This window comes from Shewanella sp. SM74 (genome assembly GCF_025653725.1).
In the GTDB taxonomy this organism is placed as follows: Bacteria; Pseudomonadota; Gammaproteobacteria; order Enterobacterales; family Shewanellaceae; genus Shewanella; species Shewanella oncorhynchi.
In genome coordinates this window covers 50,274-73,510 of record NZ_JAKKRZ010000022.1, presented here as the reverse complement: position 1 = coordinate 73,510, position 23,237 = coordinate 50,274, and the positions used below count along the sequence as shown (strand labels likewise).

Sequence of the window (23,237 nt, the reverse complement as noted above, 5' to 3'; positions counted from 1 at the left end):
AGCTAGCACTGCCTTCCATAGCAACGATATAAGGAGGAGAGTTGGCAAGAAGGTCTTTCGTTTTTTGTGGTGACATGGCTTTATTGAATAACAACTCACCATATGGATTCACTTTACAAACTTGAATGACTTTTTTGCAAGGTCGAGAGATATTATTGTAGGCTTACTCATGTATGGACTCCTTTTGTTTTGGTCGACACCAACTTACGACTGTAGGTTGTTGGAGTCCATACATCGAGTTCAGGTTAAATAGATAAATGTCCATCAAAGCACAACTGCAGTAATTGTATAAATGAGTTAAACGATTTGTCTTACTCAAAACCTGATTCGGAGAGTGGCCTTGCTAACAAGAGGTGACTATATATGTCCGATGGAATTAGACTAGAATACAACAAGTAAATGAGTAATGCGCGGCTGAATGTGGGTCTTCCATGTTGATTGAATATCCTTAAGGGAATTGAGTCACCGCTCACCCGTTTTGATTTTGACAATAAACTCAGCTTCGAAGGATTCAAACAATTGTTGAACCGTCATCGACAGGGTTTCTTTGCGCTCAGCCTCAAGCTTGGCAAAGCGTTTCGCTTCGTTCGGGTTCACCCCTTCTGCCAAGTCTAAGATAATGCGCTTGGCCTGTTTACGGACGTTCTCTATGGTTAAATGCGGGAACTCCCCTATAGTGACAGTGACGTCTTTACCTAAACGCTTGCGGCGAAAGCGAAAAACCTTTTTTCCCGATGGGAAAACATCTAAGATTAACCCATTAATTGAGTCTCGATGGCCGAAATCCGCAATTCTGAAGCGTTTTTGACCGATTTCGAGCTGTTCGAAAGCACGTTTTGTGAAGCTTGTTTCAATGCTAATAATGACTTAGCCTTAAATTCTGTGCCGCCTATGTGCCACCATAGGGATTAATTTAAACTAAAATACAGTAATTTTGGTTAATGTCAAAATCGCACAAAACACACTTAACAACATGTTTTATAGTGATTTATTAATTTTAGATAATTTTCATTAATGTCGCGAACTGTCTCCTGTGGAGAGACCAGATAGTGACCTTGGTGATATCAAACTCCCAGAAATATTCCGGAGAAACGGAATGACCGAGCTATTTGCGTCTAATCTCAATATTATCGTTAAGCGTTGGCCTATCGTAGCTGCTGCGATTAAAAACCAAACCATCAATGAATTAGATGCTCACCTTATCAACGGTCGTAATCAAACTATCAGTGTTAATGGTATTCAGCTAAGTAGTCGTCATGACCGCATCGCCGAAGCACAGCTTTTTATCAATACCTTACCAAGCAAAAGCCATCAGGTGACTGTTTATGGAGTTGGTATGGGTGATGTACCCAGCCTCCTGATTGAAAATCCTCACTATGCTCGTATTGAGGTATGTATTTTAAATTTAGCCGTATTCGCGTTACTGCTTTGCTATACCGATCAGAGAGAATGGCTAAGTCATCCTAATGTGACCTTATACGAACAGGCAGGAAAAACACTGAGTTTTCCATATATTGCAATAACACCTGAACTCAATTTAGTCAGCAATGAAAATGCAATTATCCGCGATTTGATCGTCTTTGAATTAAATCGTCAGTATGCCAATCAAAAACATCTTAATAATGAGAGAGTTGAATCTCGATTTAAGGCCAATATAAAAAATATAGAAAATGATCCAAGCGCAAATTTGTTAATAAAGCGATATAACAAGCCACAGTGTTTTGTCATAGCATCAGGCCCAACCCTTGAAGATCATTACGATTATCTCTTTAAACAGCAGCAGTTACCTGACAGTATAAGACCATTAATGATTGCAGCAGACACTGCGTTGAGAGGGTTAGTAAGCCATGGAATCTATCCCGACATAGTGATCAGTATCGATATAAATATTCGCCTAGATCATTTCGCTATAGAAGCTACAGATAACATCTCATTAGTATACTTTCCTAAATTGGCGCCTGAAGTAATAGAACAATGGAAAGGGAAAAAATATTGTGCTTACTCAAAGCATAAACAATACGACGCTTTGGCTAATTATTACCCTAAACTTCGTTTATATACTAATGGTAGTGTTATTCATCCAATTATAGATTTAGCAATTTATTTAGGCGCTTATGAAATATCAATGTTTGGTTGTGACTTTTGCTATGCAAAAAACAAAACTCATGCATTTTGGCCTGATGGTTCATTAGGACCAAAAATAAATAATGCTAAACATTGGATCCTGAATGGACGAGGGAAAAGAGTACCAACAGACTTAAATTTTAGAGGTTATCTACGTAGTTTAGAAAATTACATTAAGACCAAGCCTAATGTGAGATTTTATCAATCAAGCCTTGAAGGTGCACGAATTCAGGGGACACAGTTTAAGGACTTTAATCGATGAATGATGAACTAAGATTGCAAGAGCTAGTCGATAAATTAATTAACACTGCACATCATTTCAGGCTAGGACAAGAAGCTGATGGTTCAAAAAAACTAAGAGAATGCCTAAATATAATTGAACCTATTATTGAAACATTAGATGCGGATGCTAAAAGTCAAATATTTAAAATAATCCCTCCAATGCTAACTGCCCAAGAAAATCAGGACTGGTTAGCACTAGCGGACTTTCTTGAATACGAAATACCCTGTTTATTACAAAAGCAACCCATTTGAGCTGAGTTTTCAACTTAAAAGTAGATAGAAATAACTATCTACTTTTAATATTACATCTTAAAAAGATCACCAAGAACGACAAAATAGAATAGCTTGTTCTAGATCATCTTTAGTATCAACTTCCCTTAATACGATCTCTTTTGAAGGAAGTGGTAAAGTTAACTCTATTGATTCAAAAACATAACCATCTATTTTTGTCAAGAAGTTACTAGGCGCGACAAAAACGTTTGCCCATTCATACTCTTCACCTTGATAATTTCGATTAAAATAGGTGACAGATTCTCCTTCCAACCCAACATATACAGCTTGCTCACTATTTGCTTTTGCCACCCCTATTAAAACATCAACAGAGCTTGCAGTATTAAGAAAATCTAGCATACTATTTTTTTCAACTAATAGATCACCATCTATATATAATGTTTTCCCTACTAAATTTTTAGCTCCTTGATGATAACTATAAGCTGTATTAGTCGTTGCATAATCAGGATTTCTTGCAATAATAACATTACGGTGGTAAACAGAACAATACTCAACAACCATTTCTTCACGCACGATAGCCAACAACTACAACTATATTTTTGCAATATCCATCCAGCAAATTAATTAACCTTGATAATAAGTTTGTCCCTTCAATATCAATCATACATTTCGGAATGCCAAGACCAATCCTTGCTCCCATACCTGCAGCTGCAATCACAACATTTTCAATAAGTTGCATAAAGAATCCCCACTATGAACAATATAATTCGCTAAATTTACGAGTGATTTAGGAGGGTGATGAATAGCCCCAAATGCAATTTTTATATCTGACTCGAGAAACATCGGAACATCATTCATTCCGTCACCAACAGCAATAACCCTGTCAAATCCCATTGATCTGATATTTTTTATCGCTTCCGATTTAACTAAGACTTTATCAAGTTTGATATAACCATCACTATATTGAGCAGATGATGAATAATAATTACACTCAAACTTATCTAGTAAAGGCTTAATCCATAGGTCAATATTACCGGTTACAATAAAACATTGCTCACGATTTTCTTTTATAAAGTTTAATAATTTCAAGTCTAATGGCACTTCATCTATAATTGAGTTAATTCTCTCAATTGAAACTGTTGATAATAGTAATACTCTCAATTTAAAAGATGAGATAAAATCTATCACACCGTCCATAGTTAGCTTTGTCAATAATGCCATTTCCTCAGAAATATTTAATTCTGAAGCAATACATGGTAAAATCTCTAAAGTAGTTAATGTGCTATCTAAATCAAAACAATATGCTGTCTTCATTTATTAAACCTATCTTTGGTAAATATAGTATTTTTGCTTAGTATCACTTCGGTTAGATAAAGCAGCACTATGCACATCACCACTTTCTTTTAAGCTAAATCCTGAATGATTAAAAACACTATCAATCATTTCTAACAATTCTAATTCAGTTCTATAAATCGCATTATACTCTTGCTCCATATCATCTGAAAAATGTTCGATAATGGATAATCGTTGTGCAACACCAATTGGTTCCCTAAAAGCAATTAAAGCCTTCTCGGACATAAGATGAAGCAAAATATCTAAATAAATTTTTAATTCTTCGTCATTCATGTAGATCATTACACCAAATGATAAAGCATGAGTGCATATTCCTTTAAAACTTTTACTTAATATTTTTCTTTCCCAAAGAGGTGAAACAAAAAAATGCGCATTTTTATAACTTTTAAATTTTTTACTGGCAATCTCAATAAATCCGTTAGAAATATCAGCACCATAGTATTGCCCACAATAGGGAATAATTTCTTGTGCCCAGCGCCCTGTACCACAACCAGCATCAAAAACGATACTGCTTTGATCAATTCCAAGTTTTGGGAGCAACAATTTTTTTTCAATGATATCTCGATTTATTGCTAATTCAGGATTTTTATCCTGATAAATAACAGCACTTAAATCTCCAACCACTGCTGATTTTTTCGCCCTATCCTCAAAGAACTTTACGACATTATCGTAGGATAGTTTTAATTTATCGTCGCCATAAATCCTAGCCATAATTTTCTCCTACATTTATGAATATAAAGTCCACTCTTTGTTGGCAACACACCAACTACCGTAAACTCTTGTCAAATACTGATCATACTTATTGGGTACTGGTAAATAAATTCCTTTTACATTCAAAAAGTCAACTGTAACATAATGTTCAGCATCATAACGCTCAACTCTATCCATGACTTCCAAACACACAAAATCAGAGAAGTTAAATTTGATAAATACATCAATATCGAGAATTACATTATCACGATTACAAGATATAAAAACTCTTGAATGCTCACATTCAACACCTTTTATCAGCTCAATTTTAACATCACATCCAATAGTTGAAGATATATGTTCAGATATAACAGAAAAACTATTAATAAAATAACTTTTATTATCGTCTAAAATGCAAAAGTCAAGATCGGAATCCCATGGGATTAAATCATTATCTCTTACTACACCAAGTAACGTCCCATAATCCAACCAATATCGAATATTTAAATTACTCATTATTTTTGAAAAACTAACAATAAAATCCCAAGCTAAAGAGTATAGAACTTGATCAGAAAATCGATTAGACTTTAAGTAATACTGAGGCAATACAATAATACGTTCTTGGCTTATATTATATTGCGCTAATTGCGCTAAGATTGACTTAGAGTATCCACTTGCTATAATAATTTTGTCAAAAATCAAATCGCAGTTCAATTTTTCGGGAGCATAGATAGGAATTTCATCTAAAAAGGTATTGTGCTTTTTTAGATCATTGTCGACAATGGCGCTAATATTACACCCTTCAAGCTTTAATAATGAAAGCGCATTTTCGCCACCACCGCCAGCACCAAATAAAATACAAACTCCTGAATAATTAGCCATGACTCCCCCAGTTACATTTTTTCCTACTGCAAGAATGTAAAATATCGATCCCATCCCAATACCAATCAAATGCAAGTGCTTGGCCAGGTTTAACAACACGATCAACACGTCCAACAATATAATTTAACTCGTCGCGACATTGTGCAAGTGACTCACCTAAATAGACACAAGTCTGAATATCCCAATAAGTATTTCTAATCGCCTGCCAATTTGGCATAACACTCTCAGTTAATAGACCTGGACCTGTATAATCTAAAATGGTCGGTTTTTGATGAGAAAATACGCTAACACCTTTGTAGCACGTTAACTCTTGAGATTGAACAATTGCAGCATTCATTTGGCTTTGAACTAAACGTTCCATTACCAAACTAGAATTAAGCCCAAAAGTATAAAATGTCTCTTCTAATAGCCTTTGCTTTAATGCAATATCAGGTTGTCTAATCCAAACTAACATAGTGGGCGACGAGCAAGCTTTTTGATCGAATAACGTACAGTCTTGTTTAAATTCACTCACTAAACTTGCCCATGTATCAGTATCCAATGTTGATACCCATTGACTATCGATAATCGCCATCGAACGACGGTCAGGAAATACCAATTCTTGAGCAGTAGCTGATAATCCAAGCTGTCTAATCGCACGGATTGTTTTGTCTCCTCCCCATATCACTCTCAGATGACATTCTTCGCTAAACCATTTGGTTATTTCATCATTATGCTGGTAGCGGATAAAACGGGTTCGCTCTGCTATTGGGCTCCAACGCGACTCTAGTAACATTGCAGAGAGTAGTTCCAACATTATCTCTTGAGTGGGGTGTTTACGTGACGATAATCGGATAATGCTCGAATTTCCCATTAACAAGGCCATTATCCAAGAATAAAATGCTATTGTCGGGACGTTAGATGGTACCAAATGAAAAACCATTCCAAGTGGCGCACGACCTGATAAGCGAAGGACCTGTTGTTCAACTTGCCGTGGACGTAACCAAAAACCAAAAGCCGCTAGCTCTGGTACCATCCGATATTGCTGTTGAAGACGTTGTGATAAATCCGCTAAAAACTCTCTAATAACAGGCGCAAAACAGGCTAAAGGGACAGGATTAAATCGAGTCCCGGTTTGTCCTCTAAGTAAATGTTCGACTTCAGGAGCATCTAAAGCTTGGTTTATTGAAATGTATCGCTGCATCCCCTGACCTCTGCGCCTTTTTGACGTCCAATCACTTCAAAATACTGTCCCTTACGACCACAGCAACAATTATCAATCCCAATTATTCGCCCAATATCTTCTGTTAATAGTGAATGTCCTGGGTAACTTTTAGGGATTGCCGAAAGCACTTGTATTAGCCCCTCTTTGCCTATGGGTAAAGGGGCTAAGGTCGTAGGCTCTCTGATTATCACATCTGAATAAAGTGGAGCATGTAAATGGCCCGATTCACACTCAACAAAAATTGAACCTATTTGCTCAGCCATCCCATAAAAATTATGGACTTTAGCAATACCTAACCATTCGCTACATTGCATTTTAAATGTCGCATTATCAACTGCCTTATGTTGCAACTTTTTCCATCCGCCACTGTGAAATAATATTCCTTGTTCAAAAGATAATTTGTGTCCTCTTTTTTTTATTTGTTCTAAAAAGTGTTCCCATACCATAAAGGTAAAACCAAATAAAATGATGGGTTGATTTGAATACCGTTCACAAAAAGCATCTATGGTTTTCCAATCTGGTTGCATATTGCTATCTAGAGCATAGGTATGATCTCGACCGAGAAATGATAGGCCAACAGCGCCAGCTCCTCTGGCCGAAAAATCATTTCTATTTTGTACGAGTGATGTTTTTTCAATCAACAGCATTGGCAGTCGCTGTTTTCCGATAAACTCTTGAAGGATCTTAACCAATACTTTTGTCTGTAACGAAGCAGTTTCTCTATCAAGCACTATTTGAGATGCAGCCCCCGTAGTCCCTGATGAACTGATCATTTTGCATATTTGAGCATCGGGAATACTTTGTAACTTCATCAACTTAAAAAGTCGGCAAGCAAGATAAGGTAGCTGGGCATAATCCTCACTATGTCCCCAGTGAAATGCTCTTAATATATTAGCAAAGCTAGGACAGTTGACCTCGTGATGAGAGGTCAGCTTATTCAATTCAGCTAATAACAGCGCTTCCTTCTCAACCTGTGGCAAAGCGAATATGGAGTGATCCCAAAGCCAATTCATGATGATGACTCCAATAATTGCGGCAGCGTATTATAGTCAATCTTAAGATTTGAAGTCCGAGGCAAAACAGGAACAAGGATGAACTTAATCACGTTAATAGGAATACGTAACCAGAGTGAAAGTTGTTTTTTCGCAGCATCTATATCTTGATCCGTTGGCTCATATGCGATCAGCAACTCATCATCTTTATTAAGGCAAGCAGTAATAATAGATTTATTTTCGAGAAATGTTTCAATATCTACAAGGTTAGTACGTTTACCGAAAAGTTTGATAAAACGTTTTAAACGCCCACAAAGGTAATAGCGCCCCTCTGTATCACAATAAGCAACATCTCCAGTAGCTAACTCTTTATATTCAGCACCCTTGGCAAGATCGAACTCACTTTCAGCATAACCCATCATCACGTTTGGTCCACGGTAGATAAGCTCACCTTGCCCTTCCACTAATCCGTCAATTGGTTTTAAATTAAATTCACCGCCAGGAATGGGACGACCGATAGAATTGGGATGCTCAACGATTTCATTTTCAGCTATCCAAGCCATTCTTGGAGCTGCCTCGGTTTGACCGTACATAATAAAAAAGCGTTTATGTCGTTTCAAAGCTTCGGCAGCAAAGTGCCGCGCTAATTCGGAATCAAGCCGACCGCCTGCTTGCGTCATAGTGCGAAGATATGGGTAGCTCGACCAGTCAAACTTCAATTTATTTAATGTTTGATAGGTAAAAGGGACCCCCGCAAAACTAGTTACCTCCAAGTTACTAAGCAAGGACCAAAACTGGCGATCCATTGTACTATATTCGCTTTGAACTAAAGCGGCACCAACGGCAAGATGACTATTGAGAACAGAAAGACCATAGGAGTAAAAGAATGGCAAACTTGTAATTGCCCGCTCATCTTGATTTATCTGTAAATACTCAGCAATTGCTAGCGCGTTACTTTGGAGATTTTCTTGAGATAAGCGTACCCATTTAAATGCACCGGTACTTCCGGAGGTTGGCAATAGTAAAGCAAGAGAAGGATGCAACTTAGCGTGAGTTGTTTTACTTTTTGTCAACTCATGCCACATACCGGACTCATCAATCCATGCATCAACACCATAATTATCAATGGTCAATTGCCGCTGCTCGTGACTCATCAATGGGTCAGCAAGCATGAGGGTATGTCCCAGTCTTAAAGCGACAATGTAATGAAGAACGTGTGAAAGACGATTAAAAAAAGGTAAGTAAATTAAACATTTTGAGCTTGGATAAGTCTGCTGAAGCTGAAGTGCTTTCTGATGAATATCGCCATATGTCAGCCAACCGAGCTGAGGTTCCCACCACGCTAAGTTTGGATTATCAGCTTTTATATGTGACAACATTTTAGTGACGCCACACCCTTGAAGGCAGATATTCAAATCAGCATCCCCCCATCAACACCTATCACCTGACCCGTGACATAACTTGCCATATTAGAGGCCAAAAATGCGGCGACATCAGCAACTTCACTAGCTAAACCAGCTCTTCCCATGGCTATACTTTGCAAACGGCTTTCATAGGTATTTTCGTTTAATATCTTAACGAGATCAGTTTCAATAAACCCCGGCGCAATGGCATTAACTCGGATTTGTTTACTCGCTAACTCTTTAGCTAAAGATTGAGTAATACCTATCACCGCAGCTTTGCTTCCTGCATAAACAGATTGTCCCGCATTTCCAACTCTTCCCATGATAGAGGCAATATTGATAACTGATCCTGAACCTGCTCGCTCCATTAATCTGGCAGCATACTGAGTACAATAAATCACACTATAAGTGTTAGTTGAAAAACTTCGTTCAAGCTGCTGATGAGTCACCATACCGAGCAAAGCATCATCCATAATGCCAGCATTATTAACAAGTGCATCTAATGTTTTGGTTTGCTTAAATAAATGCTGAAATCCTGCTTTTACGGCAAGTGGATCCGATACATCAAAGCATAACGCGTGGCAGTCTGTACCATACTTAGAAACAATTTCAGCTCTTACCTGCTCAATTTTGTTTGAATCGAGGCCATTTATCCATAATTCAGCACCTTGCTGAGCAAATTTATGGGCAATAGCTAGGCCGATACCACGATTGGCACCAGTTACTAATGCTTTTTTACCTCGTAATAGTGACATTATGAATTAACGCCATATTTAGCGAGTATCACCCTCGCTTTACCAACACTACTCATATCGATAATGTCATCAGTATCTAAAAGTACGTCATAAGCATCCTCTAGCTGAGCAATTAATCCCATGTGTGCCACGCTATCCCATTCGGGTACAGAGTTGTAGGCTAATTCATCATGGATCTTTTCAATATCGAGCCCTAATGCGTTTGAAAAGAGTACTTCTAATCTGGTCATCTAAAAAATCTCCGCAATTTTTCACGTGCAATAAAATAATCACTTGGAAGTAATTCTAATGCGATAAAATCTTGTTTATTCAACAATACTTGATAGCCTAACTGCTGATTGAGCCTTAAAGCAGAGTGGTTATCGGTTTTCACTAATGTTCTTATCGCCTTGATTTGTAAAGTTTCAAACCCAAAATCTAATTGTGACAATGCAGCTGCTACCGCAAGCATTGGGTGACGTACTGGTGACGGACCTAAATAAATTCCTGCGTCAGCAATATCTTGCCCAAATAATTCACCAGAAATATTCCCCTTTAAATTGACATAGCCTGCTCGTTGTCCTTTACACCATAAAACCCAATGCTGTTGGTCATTCCGATATTGAATACTTTCAAACCAGTTGCGTTGTTGATTCGGCGATATATAGTCCGTTTGCATCATCTGTAAACGAATATCATCTCGATTACGCCAACGTCTAAGTAGCGGTAAATCACACATTTCGACAGCGCGAAGTTCTACACCATAATTATTCAATTTAATTCTCAACTCTATGCTGTATGAGTTTTAGAGCTTGCCACACAATAGTGTTATACAAACTCCCAACACATCGCCGTACCTGCTGCAATATCCTGTTTGACGGCTTTACCGAGTAACTGATGTAAATATTTTGGAGCAATGCCTAAACCAGGGCGAACTGAACGAAGATTATCAACCGTCAAAATATCGCCAGCGCTCATATCCCGACTAACATAAAGAGAGCGCCGATATTTTCTTGATGCAATCTCCTTTGTTGTACATCCATAATGCACTCGTCCTAGGGCTACACGGGCTCTTTCGGTTTCCATAACGAGCGACTTAAACTCTCTCGGCTCAAGGGAAAACTCACTATCAACACCGCCTTCATTTCTATCGATAACGAAATGTTTTTCAATTACGGTACCGCCAAGAATCACAGAAGCAATTGAAACGCCAATCCCTTGCGTGTGGTCAGATAAACCCACTTGACAATCAAATAGTTGTGCTAAATGAGGAATAGTTGATAGATTGGCATCAACAGGCTCAGCAGGATAATGGCTAGTGCACTTTAATAAAATCAAGTCGCGACATCCATGTTGCTTTAATACCGTAACAGCTTCAGCAAGCTCATGAATTTCAGCCATTCCCGTAGACATAATCACAGGTTTACCCGTCTTGGCGACAGCCGCCAGTAAAGCATGATCATTATTTTCAAATGAAGCTATTTTGTAACAAGGTACGTTAAGTTTTTCCAAGTATTCCACTGCCGTTAAATCAAATGGCGTACTAAACGCAACTAAACCTAACGACTTAGCGTAATCAAATAATGGCTGATGCCATTCCCAAGGTGTCATAGCCTCACTATAGAGATCGTAAAGGCTTCTCCCTTTCCATAAGTTATCTTGGTCCTGAATAAAAAATTCACCATGGCTAACATTTAAGGTAATAGTATCAGGAGTATATGTTTGTAGCTTAATAGCGCTCGCCCCAGCTTCAGCGGCGGCTAATATCATTTCTTTGGCCTTTTCAAGCGATTGCCCATGGTTTCCTGATAATTCTGCAATGACAAACACTGGCTGGCCAGGACCGATGTGACAATGGTCAACTTTGATTACCTGCATGATTTAACTTTCTCCCATACCTGTTGTAGCCAAATATGTTTTTAAAGCATCTAAAACTCTGGGCAAACCATCATCAAGATTGATGATCTGTCGCGCGTTATCCGATAATTGTTGACGTAATTCTAATGACCCTAACAGCCTGTTAACCGCTAGAGCAATCTCTTCTGAAGTGACATTCTTAACGTCTCCAAGAAATTGACAAGCTCCTAATGAAGCAAGGTATTGGGTTGTTGCAATCTGGTTATCGGCAACCGTGATTACAACTGAAGGTACACCAGTGATACAACGCTCCCAATGGCTACTTCCCCCTGCGCCGAGTGATAAAGTCGCATTTGTCATTAACTTTGCAATATAATCGCATTGCACATGCCAGCTTAGGTACTGACAATCAGCAAATTCCGCAAATAGACTTTCTTTCCAGGGATTCGAGGCCCCCAGAACAACATCAATATTAAAATCTTGAGCTTTGAATGCTGGTTTTAAAACCCGAGTCAGCCCCAACAATGCAGTTCGAGTGACATTTGCGGAGTCACTTCCACCAAAAAAAACCAAAATATTTGGTACTTTTTCGAACAACATAGGATGGTATTCCAAATAAAACTCATCCCTTAATAAGGCATATTTAGGGCCTAGCAATAACAAAGTCTCTTTGTTGACTAAATCCCGATATCGATTACTGAATTCAGGCAATAAATTTTGATCAAGCAGTAAATCACAATCGTGTTTACGATTTGCCAAGTCATCAATCACCATGATTTGCTCGCATTTAAGTCGCATCTTGCAGCAAAAGTGCTCACTTAGCCCATAGTGATCGACAATGAGTAGATGATATTTATTACTTCCAAGTTGTTTAAGACAGATATCAGCCTCATTCTGCTGGCAATTTACCTGCAACTCTTTGCCAGTAAATGCCAAATCAACCTCATTTATATCTAACTCACAAACACGGTATCCTTGCGCACGTATGTGGGCATTCATATTGCCAAGTGCATTTCGACAAAGAAATGTAATATCCAGATTGAGGAAGGTTTTCTTTAACGCGCTCGCGAACGCTAAACAACGGGCAACATGTCCAGTACCGATTCTAATTGAGGCATCAACTCGAATGGCCAATTTCATAGCTTACCTTGCTTTTTCAATACATCATATAACACCTCAGCGCGTTCCCAATCCGCTAAGGTATCAATATCCGCAACCATATAACTGGGCAAGAGTTTCATTCGTGACCGAGCACCAAATACTCGAGTTTCCTCATTCAAAAAAGCACTAGCTCTCCCCCAGTAGAACTGACCAGCATCATGATATGTCTCAACTAAATCTTGCGATCGTTGACCAATACTCTTGTTATCAAAAGGTAATATGCTGCCATCGGCATCTAATATCAAAGCCCGTTGGATGGGGAATGAAAAACGGCAAGCCGAAAATACATAATCAAGATTGGGTGCCGATTCAAGTAACTCACCAGCCTCTCGTAAAAATGAATATTGAAGCAAAGGGGTCGTTGCATATATACAGCAACAAATGTCAACAACGTCGCCTAAAGAAGCTAATTCATTAAGGGCATGACGCACGACTGGAGTGGTACCGACAAAATCATCTGCTAACTCACTCGGGCGCATAAAAGGGGTTTCTGCACCAAAAGATCTAGCAATCGTGGCAATTTCCATAGAATCAGTCGATACAATTATTTTATCAAAGCTCCCACTACGTATAGCGGCAGTAATTGGATACGAAATCATCGGTTTACCATTAAAATGACGAATATTCTTATGCGCAATACGCTTGCTTCCTCCTCGTGCGGGAATAATCGCCACTCTCATATCAACAATTCCCTTAAGTTGTCACAGATATAACCAATCTGCTCAGCAGTAAGATCAGGATATAAAGGCAACGTCAGTATCGACCGATAGAAACGCTCAGCCTCAGGAAATTGTCCTACACTAAACCCGAGTTTCTGATAGTAAGGTTGAAGATGAACAGGAAAATAATGCACATGCACTTGAATGCCTTGAGCCCGCATTGCGTCAAAAATCGCTTTACGTTTATCAGGTTGTAATAACCTAATGATAAACAAATGCCTTGCACTGTAGGATTGTTCTATTGGTTCAACAACGTTGATAGGCAAGTCCGTAAGTTGGCTACGGTATATTGCAGCTAATGTATTACGTTTTTCCACAAACTCGTCTATCCGAGTTAATTGAGACACACCGAGTGCAGCTTGCAGATCCGTCATCCGGTAATTAAAACCTAAATGGTGCTGTTCATAATACCAGTCGCCCTCTTGCGGCCTTTCCATTAAGGCAGGATCTTTAGTGATGCCATGGCTTCGATACATTGCCATTGCGTCAGCAATAGGTTTACTGTTTGTTGTAGCAACTCCACCTTCAGCCGTGGTAATTATTTTTACCGGATGAAAACTAAAAATTGTAATATCGCTATATTGGCAAGCTCCAATTTTTTTTGATTGGTAGGATCCTCCAATGCCATGGGAGGCATCCTCAATCACTTTAATACCATACTGTTTAACCAACTGCGCAATAGCTTGCATATTGCAAGAATGTCCCGCCATATGCACAGCGATGATCACTTTTGGTAGCCGACCATTTGCATTAGCTAAGAACAACTTTGCAGCTAAGGCCGAAGACGACATATTTCCCGTTGTAGGTTCAACATCGACGAAATCAATCTCTGCACCGCAATAAAGGGCACAGTTTGCCGAGGCAACAAAGGTAATAGGCGTCGTCCATACCAAATCGTTGCTCACAACACCTAAGGCTAAACAAGCGATGTGTAATGCCGAAGTCGCGCTGTTGACTGCAACACTATAATTAGCACCGACAGATTCAGAGATTGCCTGCTCAAATTCAGCAACTTTTGGTCCCTGAGTAAGGTATTCAGACTGCAGCACACTAACAACTGCATCAATATCATTTTGATTTATATCCTGTTTTCCATAAAGGATCATGATATTGCATCCAGCTTTAGTATTTCATCAATACTTAAAAAATGTGGGTTGTTACCCGAGTGGTATTCAAATCCTTGTGACACCGCTTGCCCTTTTTCATCCAATAAATTTTTCGTATAGTCGTTTTCACGGCTAAAAAACTTGATACTAGGAGTTATCACAAAGTGATCAGCAAACTCAATGGTATGGTGTGAGTCATCACCTGGGCACATCACCTCATGCATTTTCTCACCCGGACGAATACCGACAATTTGTTGTTCCAAATGTGGACCATAAGCTTTGGCCAGATCAGTGATTCTAACCGATGGTATTTTCGGAACAAAAATTTCACCGCCTTGCATTCGCGCAAAGTTTTTCAAAACAAAATCAACGCCATCTTGTAATGTAATCCAAAAACGCGTCATATCCGGATGAGTAATCGGGAGAGAGGTAGTCCCATTTGCGATAAGCTGCTTAAAAAAAGGAACTACAGAACCTCGTGAACCTACCACATTACCATAACGTACTGCAGAGAAACGGGTTTTACCATCACCGACTACATTATTAGCGGCCACAAAGAGTTTGTCGGAAGCCAGCTTAGTCGCACCGTATAAATTAATCGGGCTTGCAGCTTTGTCAGTTGAGAGTGCAATGACTTTTTTAACATTATTACTGATAGCGGCACGAATGACATTTTCCGCTCCATAAATATTGGTTTTTATACATTCCATTGGATTATATTCAGCAGCAGGGACCTGTTTTAGGGCTGCTGCGTGGATGACAAAATCCACGTCTTTGAAAGCCTGCATTAATCTCTCACCATCACGGACATCACCAATAAAATATCGCATACAAGGGGCATTAAAAACCTGTTGCATTTCATACTGTTTAAGTTCGTCTCTGGAAAAAATGATCAAACGTTTAGGCTTATATCGTTCAAGAATAGTTTTAGTGTATTTTTGTCCAAATGACCCAGTGCCACCGGTAATCAAAATTGTTTTATTATCAAACATAAAGCTCCCCACTTACTGTTTAAACCTTCGATTAACTGCTTGTGACAACTATGAGTCAACTCTTCAATAGTGCTTCATACATACAAGTTTTGCGCCAAAAGTTGGTATGAGAATTAAACCTGTAAAAATTCCATGTCATAAAGTGATATCATTATAGGCAAGTATAGGTAAAATATAAATTTTTTATAGTAACCTCGTTTTGCGAGTAATAAACAAGCACTTTTGTTTAAAAAAATAAGACCAAGTCACAGTGTCAAATTTTTGCTGAGTAACAGGCACAAAAATGGAACACTATTTGCTGATAATTCAAACATGACATCGTGTAAGCGACATATGAATCTGCTCTTAAGTGATTCGACCTAACCGAGGAAAATATGCAATTACAAACTAACATATTGAATAACTTTGCGATAAGTCGCTTCAATGAGTACTACTTACCTAGTATTAACCGCCACATGTTTGAGAGCATTGATTCTAAGAGCATTTACGATAAGAAGTTTAAAGCAACATTTTCAAAACAAGACAAACTCAATATTGTAGTTGGGATGGACTCTGGATTATTAGCAAACTATATTCTAGAAGAAGGTATTCCAGAGGGTAGTAAATTTGTTTTTATCGAGTTGTCTTCAATATGCCCTTTATTAGTGATTGACATTCCTTCTGAGTTGCAAAGTAAACTCGTCATTATTGACGAATTAGGATTAGACGACCTATTTAAACAAGAAGATATTAAGCTTTTCATAGCAAAGGGAGAATATACCCTCACATCATCACTTGCAGTAGTGTCAAGACACATGGAAGACTATAACGCACTATTTAATCTTGTAGAGTCAAGATTGCAGAATGAATATTTTGACAACAGAATCAGTTTCACACAAAAAATATTTGTTAAGACACAACTTGAAAATATTGCAGATAATCACACGCAAGTAAAACTCCTTAGAAATACTTTTAATGGAAAAACTTGTATTGTCATTGCTGGCGGACCGTCATTAGACAGTAACATCCAATGGATAAAAGACAACCAAAAAAATATTTTTATCATTGCGGTATCAAGAATTGCAGGAAAGTTAACAAATTTTGGAGTTTCCGTAGATATTGTTGTGTGTGTTGATCCGCAGGATGCTAGCTTTGATGTTAGCCGTGGCATGTTTGATTTAAATGACAAAACTCTACTTGTTCATTCATATCATGTAAGCCCTAAAATTCTTTCACAGTGGTCAGGGAAATGCATGTATATGGGACAGCGTTTTCCCTGGAAAAATGACGCTGACATCGACAATATCACAACAGTTGGGCCTACAGTAACCAACAGTGCCGTTCGTTTGGCTATAGAGATGGGATTTACCAGAATATTGCTTAGTGGTGTTGATTTCTGTTACTCAAAATCAGGATATAGCCATGCCAGTGGAACAATCGAAGCAAGCTTAGGCCCGAGATTAGGGCATAATACAATCTGGGTCGAGACATATGACGGTCATCAAGCTGAAACATTAATACAACTAAAGTATGCAATGGAGTCCCTTGAGTATGAAGCCAAAACCTATACTAATGTTGAAATGATTAATCTTTGCAGTCATGCCGCAAAAATCAGTGGGATCACTTATTGTAACCCCACAACTATTACATTGGATAGTTTTACGACAAAAAAAATAGCGTTAAGTTTACCATCACTAACAGATTTAAAGCTTGATTTATTGAGCACTAAAAATGAGTGTCTAAAAACAGTTAATGATACATTAGAATTATTAACTCTAATAAAAAAAGCAAAAAAATTATCAATAAACCTAAATACTAACTCAATAAAAAAAACCAATGCATTAGAAAAGATAAACACAATAGAAGATAAAATTAACAAAAAATATAGCCAACTAGCTAAGCTATGTAAGCTTTATGGATATTTTGAATTTTCTCACTTCTTATCAACGAGAGATATAGAGAGCTGGACTCAATCTCATATGAATAAGATGACAAAAAAATACTATGATGCTTTTCTAGAAAGTTGTATCAACATACTAAATTTAATTGAAAACTCTAGTTGTAAGTTACAATTTCGACTTACTGAAATGAGCAACACTCCACTTGCAGAATTAGCAAAAAAATGGAAACAAGATAATCAACCAGGAAGAAGTATTATTTGGAAAAATTGGCATCAGCCATGCATTTTATCTTCAGATGAGCAATTAATCTTGGCAGAGTTAGAGCATCTTTTTAAACAAAATCTGACGCAAGTAAGACAAGCTTTTGTTGAAAAGCTAAGTGCAGGGTCTGCGATGGAGAGGATCTACACTAAGATATTACGACTTAATCAGTCCCAAAATCATTACGGCTTATCTCACATAGTCAGTAACTTACACCAAATGATAGAAAATGATTCTGAGGCTAAGCGACTGTATTATTTAGCATTGTCATTTAAGCTCAGTCTTGAGCAACAACCTCAACAAGCCTTAGATGCACTATTAGTATTACCAGAAGATATCTGCACTGAGATGGAGTTAAAGCATATTATTTTACTGGCGCTCAAACTAAGTAACCTTGAGCTTGCAACAGCAACTCTAGTCAAAATTTTGGCTTATAGTGATGAGTACATGCCTCAGTATGCGCATATTTTAAAACTCCAAGGCAAGATTCAAGACTCAGTTAATGTCTACCTAGATTACTTAGAGAAGTATCCATCGGATACACAAACATGGATAAAACTTGGATTATTCATGTTTGAAATCAATCAAGTAGATGCTTCGCACACTGCATTTTCTAATGCAATTAATGCCGATCCCGATAATCAAGTGGCACGTGATTACTTATCTGAACTCACAAGACTAATGAACGTCTCACAATAACAGGCTCAAGATCACCGAACTCGCATATTCGTGTTCGGTGATTTCACTATTACCTCGCTAGACCGTATAATTAGCCTCGTTTCAGCATTGCTCATCTGCATATCCTAGGAGATTTTGTTTGGCTCATACCTATATACCTTTAGAAACTTACCGCCGTAAGTGGATTTTCAACCACAAAGACTTGCCTGTCACTGACGAGGACAAGGTGCATATCCTGCCGTTAACAGATAAAAGTGCGATGGAAATCTGGAATCAATGGATCAGCAACAAGAGTAGTCGTGCGGAACAATTTACTAAGGGAGATTGGGCGGCGAAGGCTGATGCTTGGGTGGAAACAGATCATTGGCAGAGCGCTTGGGATAGTGAAGATAGCAGTTTACCCACCATGTTAGCTGAGTTTATACAATGGCCCGATGAGACGCCGGTGTATTTTTGCTATGAAAAATATCAGATTATTGAAACTCGTTGGGATGTGTTCGTCCGCAATTGGAAGTGTTTTCTTTTCTTTGACGACGGTCCCATTTTGATCTCGCCAAAACAGAAACAAGCGGTGATGTTCGAACAGAGTGGTCAATACAAGCTAGGCACTCGCGGATAATTTATACAGGGCGCTTAACGCTGATGATTTCCCATCGATAGCTTTACGCCAACACTTTTACGCAATAGTTTAGCGCGAGGAGTCATCTTGTTGGCATGCTCATACTTAATGATGAGTATGCCATACTCGAAAGATACTTAAGCACAATTAGCCTATCTCTCCCCTCTTCTTTAGATTAACATCCATTTTCGGTGCCGAGTATTTGAGAAGTTGGGGTCAACTTTTTGCTGTAAATACTCATAAAAATCTGCTTTATACCAATCGAATTAAATATCTGTTCATTCAGCGGGAGTTCAACGCGCTTTAGACAAGGCGAAGGCTTGAAGGCATAGTGGTGCTCTGTCGAAAGCCTTGAACGCAGTATGAAGCGCGTTGAACCCGCCCTTCGGGAGCCTCACAGGCATCCGACTCCGGTGTTGCATTGACTTAAAAGGGAATAACCATTTCTACGTCAATGCACCTTGGATTGGGATGCCTGTGAGGCTCTGAACTGATTAGATATTTATTGTGATTGGTATGAAACCCAATAATTAAAATAGAAAAATGAGGTGTATTATGAAGTTACTCTCCACTCTTACCCTAGCAAGCGCGCTGTTATTACCCCACACATTAATGGCCAAAGAAGTCTCAGGAGTGCAAGTCGCCGAGACAGTGACATTAGATAGCCAAACATTACAGCTCAATGGCGCGGGCGTTCGCAGTAAGTTCTTTATGGATTTATACGTAGGTAGTTTGTATTTGCCAGCAGCATTGAGTAGCACAGCAGCGGTTATTGATGCACCAATTGCGGCAATCCGCCTTAACATTACCTCAGGCATGATCACCTCAGAAAAAATGCGCGATGCGATCACTGAAGGTTTTGAGCAAGCGACGGCAGAAAACACCGCCGATATTCAACCGCAAATAGATACCTTTATGGCGCTGTTTAAGGAAGAAATTAAAGAAGGTGACCAATTTACCTTAGTCGCCAATAAAGCCCGTGGCGTGACGGCCTATAAAAATGGTCAGGAACAAGCCACCATCGAAGGTGAAATGTTCCGTCAAGCACTGTTAAAAATTTGGCTAGGTGATAAGCCAGCCCAGAAAAGCCTCAAAGAGGCCATGCTGGGCAAATAACTGACATTAACGTTAGAATTTGAATTCGATATCCAAGGCCGCTGCGCCTTGGTTATCCATTTCAAGCGCGGCTTGATTTGTCACTTCTAACTCACCATCAAAGTAATAACCAGCATAGAGATTTACAGTTAAAGCAGGCGTTGCTCGCCAACCGCCACGCAGATAACTCACCCATTCGTTCGTTTCCACAGCAATATCATCATCCTCAATAAGGAATCGCTCAGTACGACGTGAACTCCCCAAACCAATATTCCAATCAGGATTGAATTGATAACTGAGCTCTAGTCCTGCTGGACCACTAAAACCAGCTTGGAATGGATTAGCCAGTGTCCAATGTTCATCTATCTGCCAACGCATGGCAAGATAAGGCACAGTGCGAACTTCATCGATATCATTAAGATACGCGACGCCAAAGCCAATCATGTTTCCCGAATCAAATGCATACATGGCCGATGCCACAATATCGTAACTCTGAGCTTGGCTAGCCGATGCAGTATCGGCGTAGGCATATTGGATCTGCGGCGCTAAAAAGAAGGCCCAATGTTTATCCATGCGATAATTTAACGACACTCCGGCACGGTAACGATTAATATGATCCCAATTCTGTCCGTCGGTGCCAAACAGCGGTGCGACATTGTTTGCGCCAGTAAGCGTGATGTTACGCCAGTCATAATCAAGTCGGTCATAGCCCACACGAAAGCCTAGCGACCATTGCTTATCCAGTGATACATTCATCCCAGCATTCAGTAATAAGCTGTCCCTTTGTAGCTCAGTATTGCCATTAGCTACCTCGGCGCTTTGGGTGCTGATCTGCGTGACACTTAATCTAAAAGGTTTGTATTCCTGCGAAGGTTTATCCGCTGCAATAGCGGCACAGCTCATTAACGGTAACAATAACAAACTGCCTTTCAGCAACCGCTGTTTTACGCTTAATGGTGCGAGTTTTCGATTAGCCACGCTAGCTCCTTGCATTTAAAATAATGGATAAATTTTTGTGCATAATACGCGCTATTGAATAAAAAGGTTCACACTTTCAAAATGAAGATACAAACTAATACCTTTGAAACAAACAAGCCTTTACTCTACCCTATGCGCCCTCAAGAACATGTCAGCACAACCCAATATATAATGATTCCTGTCGTCAAAAAGCTCATCGGCCGCTAACCCCAATTCTAATTTAAGTTTTAGCTCACCAAACAGCATTAAACATAAACGCACTGCACTATGGTGAGCATTACCAAATCGATATTGCCCTAACGCCTCTACAGCGACTAAATAATCCGCCAATAAGCCCACTATGTGTTTAGGGCCCGCGTCAAAGAACAATCGCGACACTTCAGGATGACTTTCGGATTGCGCCACACAGGCTTTGAATACGGTAATAGCTTCAGGACTGACGATCATTTCCCCAAATTGCAAAGCAAATTGGGTTAATGCCGATTCCGGCTTAGTGGGATCACTTAACAAATCATCATTAAGATTATGGCCAACACACTTAGATTCAATTGCCGCAACAAATAATTCATCTTTGCTGCCGTAATGGGAATATACGGTTTGTTTCGACACGCCCGCAAGCTTTGCAACCTCATCCATACTGGTATGAGGGAAACCTTGACGACAAAACAAATCAATAGCAGCCACAAGGACTTGCTGACGTTTTTGTTCACTACGGCTCAAAGGTAATTGCGTCTCAGAGGAATGCGTCATATCAACTCTCAAATAGATAGACATAATTAATTGGCATTAGTTAAGCACAAAATAGACTAGACAGTCTAGTTTTGTACAACTAGACTGGAAAGTCTAGTTACATAGTATTAACGTTTAACTTACAGCGGAAGCCTTTAAAATGGATCGAACTGCCCGACTTTCTTGGCGCACTCTTAGCGTCTGCGTGTTTGCTTTAGCCACATTATCCGCCTGTCAAAAGGAAGTGACTGAACACGCTACGACAGCCACGCTACCCACAGTCACAAGCCAAGCGTTGATCCAGACCCCAAGTTATGAACACTTTCAGACCTTCACTGGCACTATCCGTGCAGGTAACACCACAGGTGTAGGCTTTGAACTAGCAGGAAAGTTAAACAATTTACTGGTCGATTCTGGGAGTAAAGTTAAGCAAGGACAAATACTTGCAGTTCTCGATACCCGACTACTCGAAGCCGAGCGTCAAGAGATCCAAGCAAGTCTGGCACAAACCCAAGCCGATGTTGATCTGGCCACCAGCACTCTAAAACGTAATCAAGAATTAAAGAAATCGGGCTATGTCTCTGAACAGCTATTAGATGAAAACCGCTCACAATTAAATAGCTTAGCCGCAGCGAAAAACCGTCTACTCGCCTCGCAGCATGCCAATCAACTTAAGCTCGATAAATCCATCTTAGTGGCGCCCTTTGACGGCACCATAAGCCAAAGGCTACATAATCTTGGCGAAGTGATTGCCGCGGGCAGTCCTATCTTCACCTTAGTGGGTAACATCAATCCTGAAGCTTATATTGGTGTTCCTGTTGCGCTAGCGGAGCAATTTAACACCGAACAGCAAGTGCAAGTTAGTGTACGAGATCAAAACTTTACAGCTGAAATTGCCGGTATTAGCGCTGAAGTCAATCCCATCAGTCGTACCCTACAACTGAGAATAAGCCTGCCAAATGATGCCCATGTAATCAATGGCGAAATTGCGTATCTGCATCAACAACAGCAAATCCCGCAACCGGGCTATTGGGTACCCATTTCCGCACTGACGGATGGTATTCGCGGATTATGGAATCTCTATGTCATCGCAAACTATGAACAGCAATCCATCATAGAGCGCCGCGATGTGGAAATCCTCTACACCACCCAAGACATGGCCTACATTCAAGGCGCGATTCAGCCTAATGAAATCTATGTCAGCCAAGGGCTGCATAAGCTGGTCGTAGGCCAAACTGTATCTCCCATTGCTGCAGCTACGAGGTAA

The 23,237-nt window shown here is 39.4% G+C and carries 26 protein-coding genes; 6 read left to right on the top strand and 20 right to left on the bottom strand.

Annotated features, from left to right (window positions below; translation table 11 throughout):
- Positions 1-462: 462 nt before the first annotated feature.
- Positions 463-792 (bottom strand): Arm DNA-binding domain-containing protein, encoded by a 330-nt coding sequence (locus L5M49_RS19145; RefSeq protein ID WP_263266657.1) that lies wholly within the window; start codon positions 790-792, stop codon positions 463-465.
- A 304-nt stretch (positions 793-1,096) separates the two neighbouring features.
- On the opposite strand from L5M49_RS19145, the gene L5M49_RS19140 reads away from it, so the two are divergent.
- Together L5M49_RS19140 and L5M49_RS19135 are read left to right on the top strand one after the other, a co-directional pair.
- Positions 1,097-2,386 carry a motility associated factor glycosyltransferase family protein gene (locus L5M49_RS19140; RefSeq protein ID WP_263266655.1) on the top strand — a complete coding sequence of 430 codons (1,290 nt, stop codon included), beginning with the start codon at positions 1,097-1,099 and terminating at the stop codon, positions 2,384-2,386.
- Positions 2,383-2,658, top strand: a complete 276-nt coding sequence (locus L5M49_RS19135) for a hypothetical protein (RefSeq protein WP_263266654.1) — start codon at positions 2,383-2,385, stop codon at positions 2,656-2,658. Before L5M49_RS19140 ends, L5M49_RS19135 begins: the two co-directional genes overlap by 4 nt.
- 66 nt (positions 2,659-2,724) lie before the next feature.
- Here L5M49_RS19135 and L5M49_RS19130 read toward each other — a convergent pair whose 3' ends face one another.
- Genes L5M49_RS19130 through pseB form a run of 16 tightly spaced genes read right to left on the bottom strand, consistent with a single transcriptional unit; the run spans position 2,725 to position 15,730 of the window.
- Complete coding sequence (locus L5M49_RS19130) at positions 2,725-3,210, bottom strand: sugar nucleotidyltransferase (protein WP_263266652.1); 486 nt, start codon at positions 3,208-3,210, stop codon at positions 2,725-2,727.
- Positions 3,203-3,376 (bottom strand): NTP transferase domain-containing protein, encoded by a 174-nt coding sequence (locus tag L5M49_RS19125; RefSeq protein ID WP_263266651.1) that lies wholly within the window; start codon positions 3,374-3,376, stop codon positions 3,203-3,205. Before L5M49_RS19125 ends, L5M49_RS19130 begins: the two co-directional genes overlap by 8 nt.
- Positions 3,352-3,951, bottom strand: a complete 600-nt coding sequence (locus L5M49_RS19120; protein WP_028761221.1) for an HAD-IB family phosphatase — start codon at positions 3,949-3,951, stop codon at positions 3,352-3,354. The genes L5M49_RS19125 and L5M49_RS19120 overlap by 25 nt, the downstream gene beginning before the upstream one ends.
- A gap of 9 nt (positions 3,952-3,960) precedes the next feature.
- Positions 3,961-4,701 (bottom strand): class I SAM-dependent methyltransferase, encoded by a 741-nt coding sequence (locus tag L5M49_RS19115; protein ID WP_028761222.1) that lies wholly within the window; start codon positions 4,699-4,701, stop codon positions 3,961-3,963.
- Between the two features lie 15 nt (positions 4,702-4,716).
- On the bottom strand, positions 4,717-5,562 hold the full coding sequence (locus L5M49_RS19110) for a LicD family protein (protein WP_263266650.1): 846 nt from the start codon (positions 5,560-5,562) through the stop codon (positions 4,717-4,719).
- Complete coding sequence (locus L5M49_RS19105) at positions 5,555-6,745, bottom strand: acyl-CoA reductase (protein ID WP_263266649.1); 1,191 nt, start codon at positions 6,743-6,745, stop codon at positions 5,555-5,557. Before L5M49_RS19105 ends, L5M49_RS19110 begins: the two co-directional genes overlap by 8 nt.
- Positions 6,724-7,779, bottom strand: coding sequence for an acyl-protein synthetase (locus L5M49_RS19100; protein WP_263266648.1), 1,056 nt, complete (start codon positions 7,777-7,779; stop codon positions 6,724-6,726). The genes L5M49_RS19105 and L5M49_RS19100 overlap by 22 nt, the downstream gene beginning before the upstream one ends.
- Positions 7,776-9,137 carry an AMP-binding protein gene (locus L5M49_RS19095; protein ID WP_263266647.1) on the bottom strand — a complete coding sequence of 454 codons (1,362 nt, stop codon included), beginning with the start codon at positions 9,135-9,137 and terminating at the stop codon, positions 7,776-7,778. The genes L5M49_RS19100 and L5M49_RS19095 overlap by 4 nt, the downstream gene beginning before the upstream one ends.
- A 32-nt stretch (positions 9,138-9,169) precedes the next feature.
- The gene (locus L5M49_RS19090) at positions 9,170-9,916 is read right to left on the bottom strand and encodes an SDR family NAD(P)-dependent oxidoreductase (protein WP_028761227.1); all 747 of its coding nucleotides are present in this window, start codon (positions 9,914-9,916) and stop codon (positions 9,170-9,172) included.
- Entirely contained in the window at positions 9,916-10,146 is a 231-nt protein-coding gene (locus L5M49_RS19085; RefSeq protein WP_011788733.1) for an acyl carrier protein, read from the bottom strand. The genes L5M49_RS19090 and L5M49_RS19085 overlap by 1 nt, the downstream gene beginning before the upstream one ends.
- A complete protein-coding gene (locus L5M49_RS19080; RefSeq protein ID WP_231466254.1) occupies positions 10,143-10,670 on the bottom strand; it encodes a GNAT family N-acetyltransferase in 528 nt (175 codons plus the stop codon). The genes L5M49_RS19085 and L5M49_RS19080 overlap by 4 nt, the downstream gene beginning before the upstream one ends.
- 53 nt (positions 10,671-10,723) lie before the next feature.
- Entirely contained in the window at positions 10,724-11,773 is a 1,050-nt protein-coding gene (gene pseI, locus L5M49_RS19075) for a pseudaminic acid synthase (protein WP_028761229.1), read from the bottom strand.
- Positions 11,774-11,776: 3 nt separating this feature from the next.
- Positions 11,777-12,892, bottom strand: a complete 1,116-nt coding sequence (pseG, locus tag L5M49_RS19070) for a UDP-2,4-diacetamido-2,4,6-trideoxy-beta-L-altropyranose hydrolase (protein ID WP_028761230.1) — start codon at positions 12,890-12,892, stop codon at positions 11,777-11,779.
- Positions 12,889-13,593 carry a pseudaminic acid cytidylyltransferase gene (gene pseF / locus L5M49_RS19065; protein WP_220590759.1) on the bottom strand — a complete coding sequence of 235 codons (705 nt, stop codon included), beginning with the start codon at positions 13,591-13,593 and terminating at the stop codon, positions 12,889-12,891. The genes pseG and pseF overlap by 4 nt, the downstream gene beginning before the upstream one ends.
- Positions 13,590-14,738, bottom strand: coding sequence for a UDP-4-amino-4,6-dideoxy-N-acetyl-beta-L-altrosamine transaminase (gene pseC / locus L5M49_RS19060; protein ID WP_263266646.1), 1,149 nt, complete (start codon positions 14,736-14,738; stop codon positions 13,590-13,592). Before pseC ends, pseF begins: the two co-directional genes overlap by 4 nt.
- On the bottom strand, positions 14,735-15,730 hold the full coding sequence (pseB, locus tag L5M49_RS19055) for a UDP-N-acetylglucosamine 4,6-dehydratase (inverting) (protein ID WP_028761233.1): 996 nt from the start codon (positions 15,728-15,730) through the stop codon (positions 14,735-14,737). The genes pseC and pseB overlap by 4 nt, the downstream gene beginning before the upstream one ends.
- A gap of 374 nt (positions 15,731-16,104) precedes the next feature.
- On the opposite strand from pseB, the gene L5M49_RS19050 reads away from it, so the two are divergent.
- Together L5M49_RS19050 and L5M49_RS19045 are read left to right on the top strand one after the other, a co-directional pair.
- A complete protein-coding gene (locus L5M49_RS19050) occupies positions 16,105-18,570 on the top strand; it encodes a 6-hydroxymethylpterin diphosphokinase MptE-like protein (protein WP_263266645.1) in 2,466 nt (821 codons plus the stop codon).
- A gap of 118 nt (positions 18,571-18,688) precedes the next feature.
- Positions 18,689-19,168, top strand: a complete 480-nt coding sequence (locus L5M49_RS19045; RefSeq protein WP_263177083.1) for a DUF2947 domain-containing protein — start codon at positions 18,689-18,691, stop codon at positions 19,166-19,168.
- Positions 19,169-19,343: 175 nt separating this feature from the next.
- Here the strand turns inward: L5M49_RS19045 and L5M49_RS19040 are convergent, their stop codons facing one another.
- Positions 19,344-19,532: a hypothetical protein gene (locus tag L5M49_RS19040; RefSeq protein ID WP_263196120.1), complete on the bottom strand. Its 189-nt coding sequence runs from the start codon at positions 19,530-19,532 to the stop codon at positions 19,344-19,346.
- Positions 19,533-19,723: 191 nt separating this feature from the next.
- Here L5M49_RS19040 and L5M49_RS19035 point away from each other — a divergent pair, with 191 nt between their 5' ends.
- Positions 19,724-20,284: a chalcone isomerase family protein gene (locus tag L5M49_RS19035; protein ID WP_198572645.1), complete on the top strand. Its 561-nt coding sequence runs from the start codon at positions 19,724-19,726 to the stop codon at positions 20,282-20,284.
- Positions 20,285-20,296: 12 nt separating this feature from the next.
- On the opposite strand, the gene L5M49_RS19030 is transcribed toward L5M49_RS19035, so the two are convergent.
- Together L5M49_RS19030 and L5M49_RS19025 are read right to left on the bottom strand one after the other, a co-directional pair.
- On the bottom strand, positions 20,297-21,241 hold the full coding sequence (locus L5M49_RS19030; RefSeq protein WP_263266644.1) for an autotransporter outer membrane beta-barrel domain-containing protein: 945 nt from the start codon (positions 21,239-21,241) through the stop codon (positions 20,297-20,299).
- Between the two features lie 120 nt (positions 21,242-21,361).
- Positions 21,362-21,991, bottom strand: a complete 630-nt coding sequence (locus L5M49_RS19025; RefSeq protein ID WP_131523683.1) for a TetR/AcrR family transcriptional regulator — start codon at positions 21,989-21,991, stop codon at positions 21,362-21,364.
- 139 nt (positions 21,992-22,130) lie between these two features.
- Here L5M49_RS19025 and L5M49_RS19020 point away from each other — a divergent pair, with 139 nt between their 5' ends.
- Complete coding sequence (locus tag L5M49_RS19020; RefSeq protein WP_263266643.1) at positions 22,131-23,237, top strand: efflux RND transporter periplasmic adaptor subunit; 1,107 nt, start codon at positions 22,131-22,133, stop codon at positions 23,235-23,237.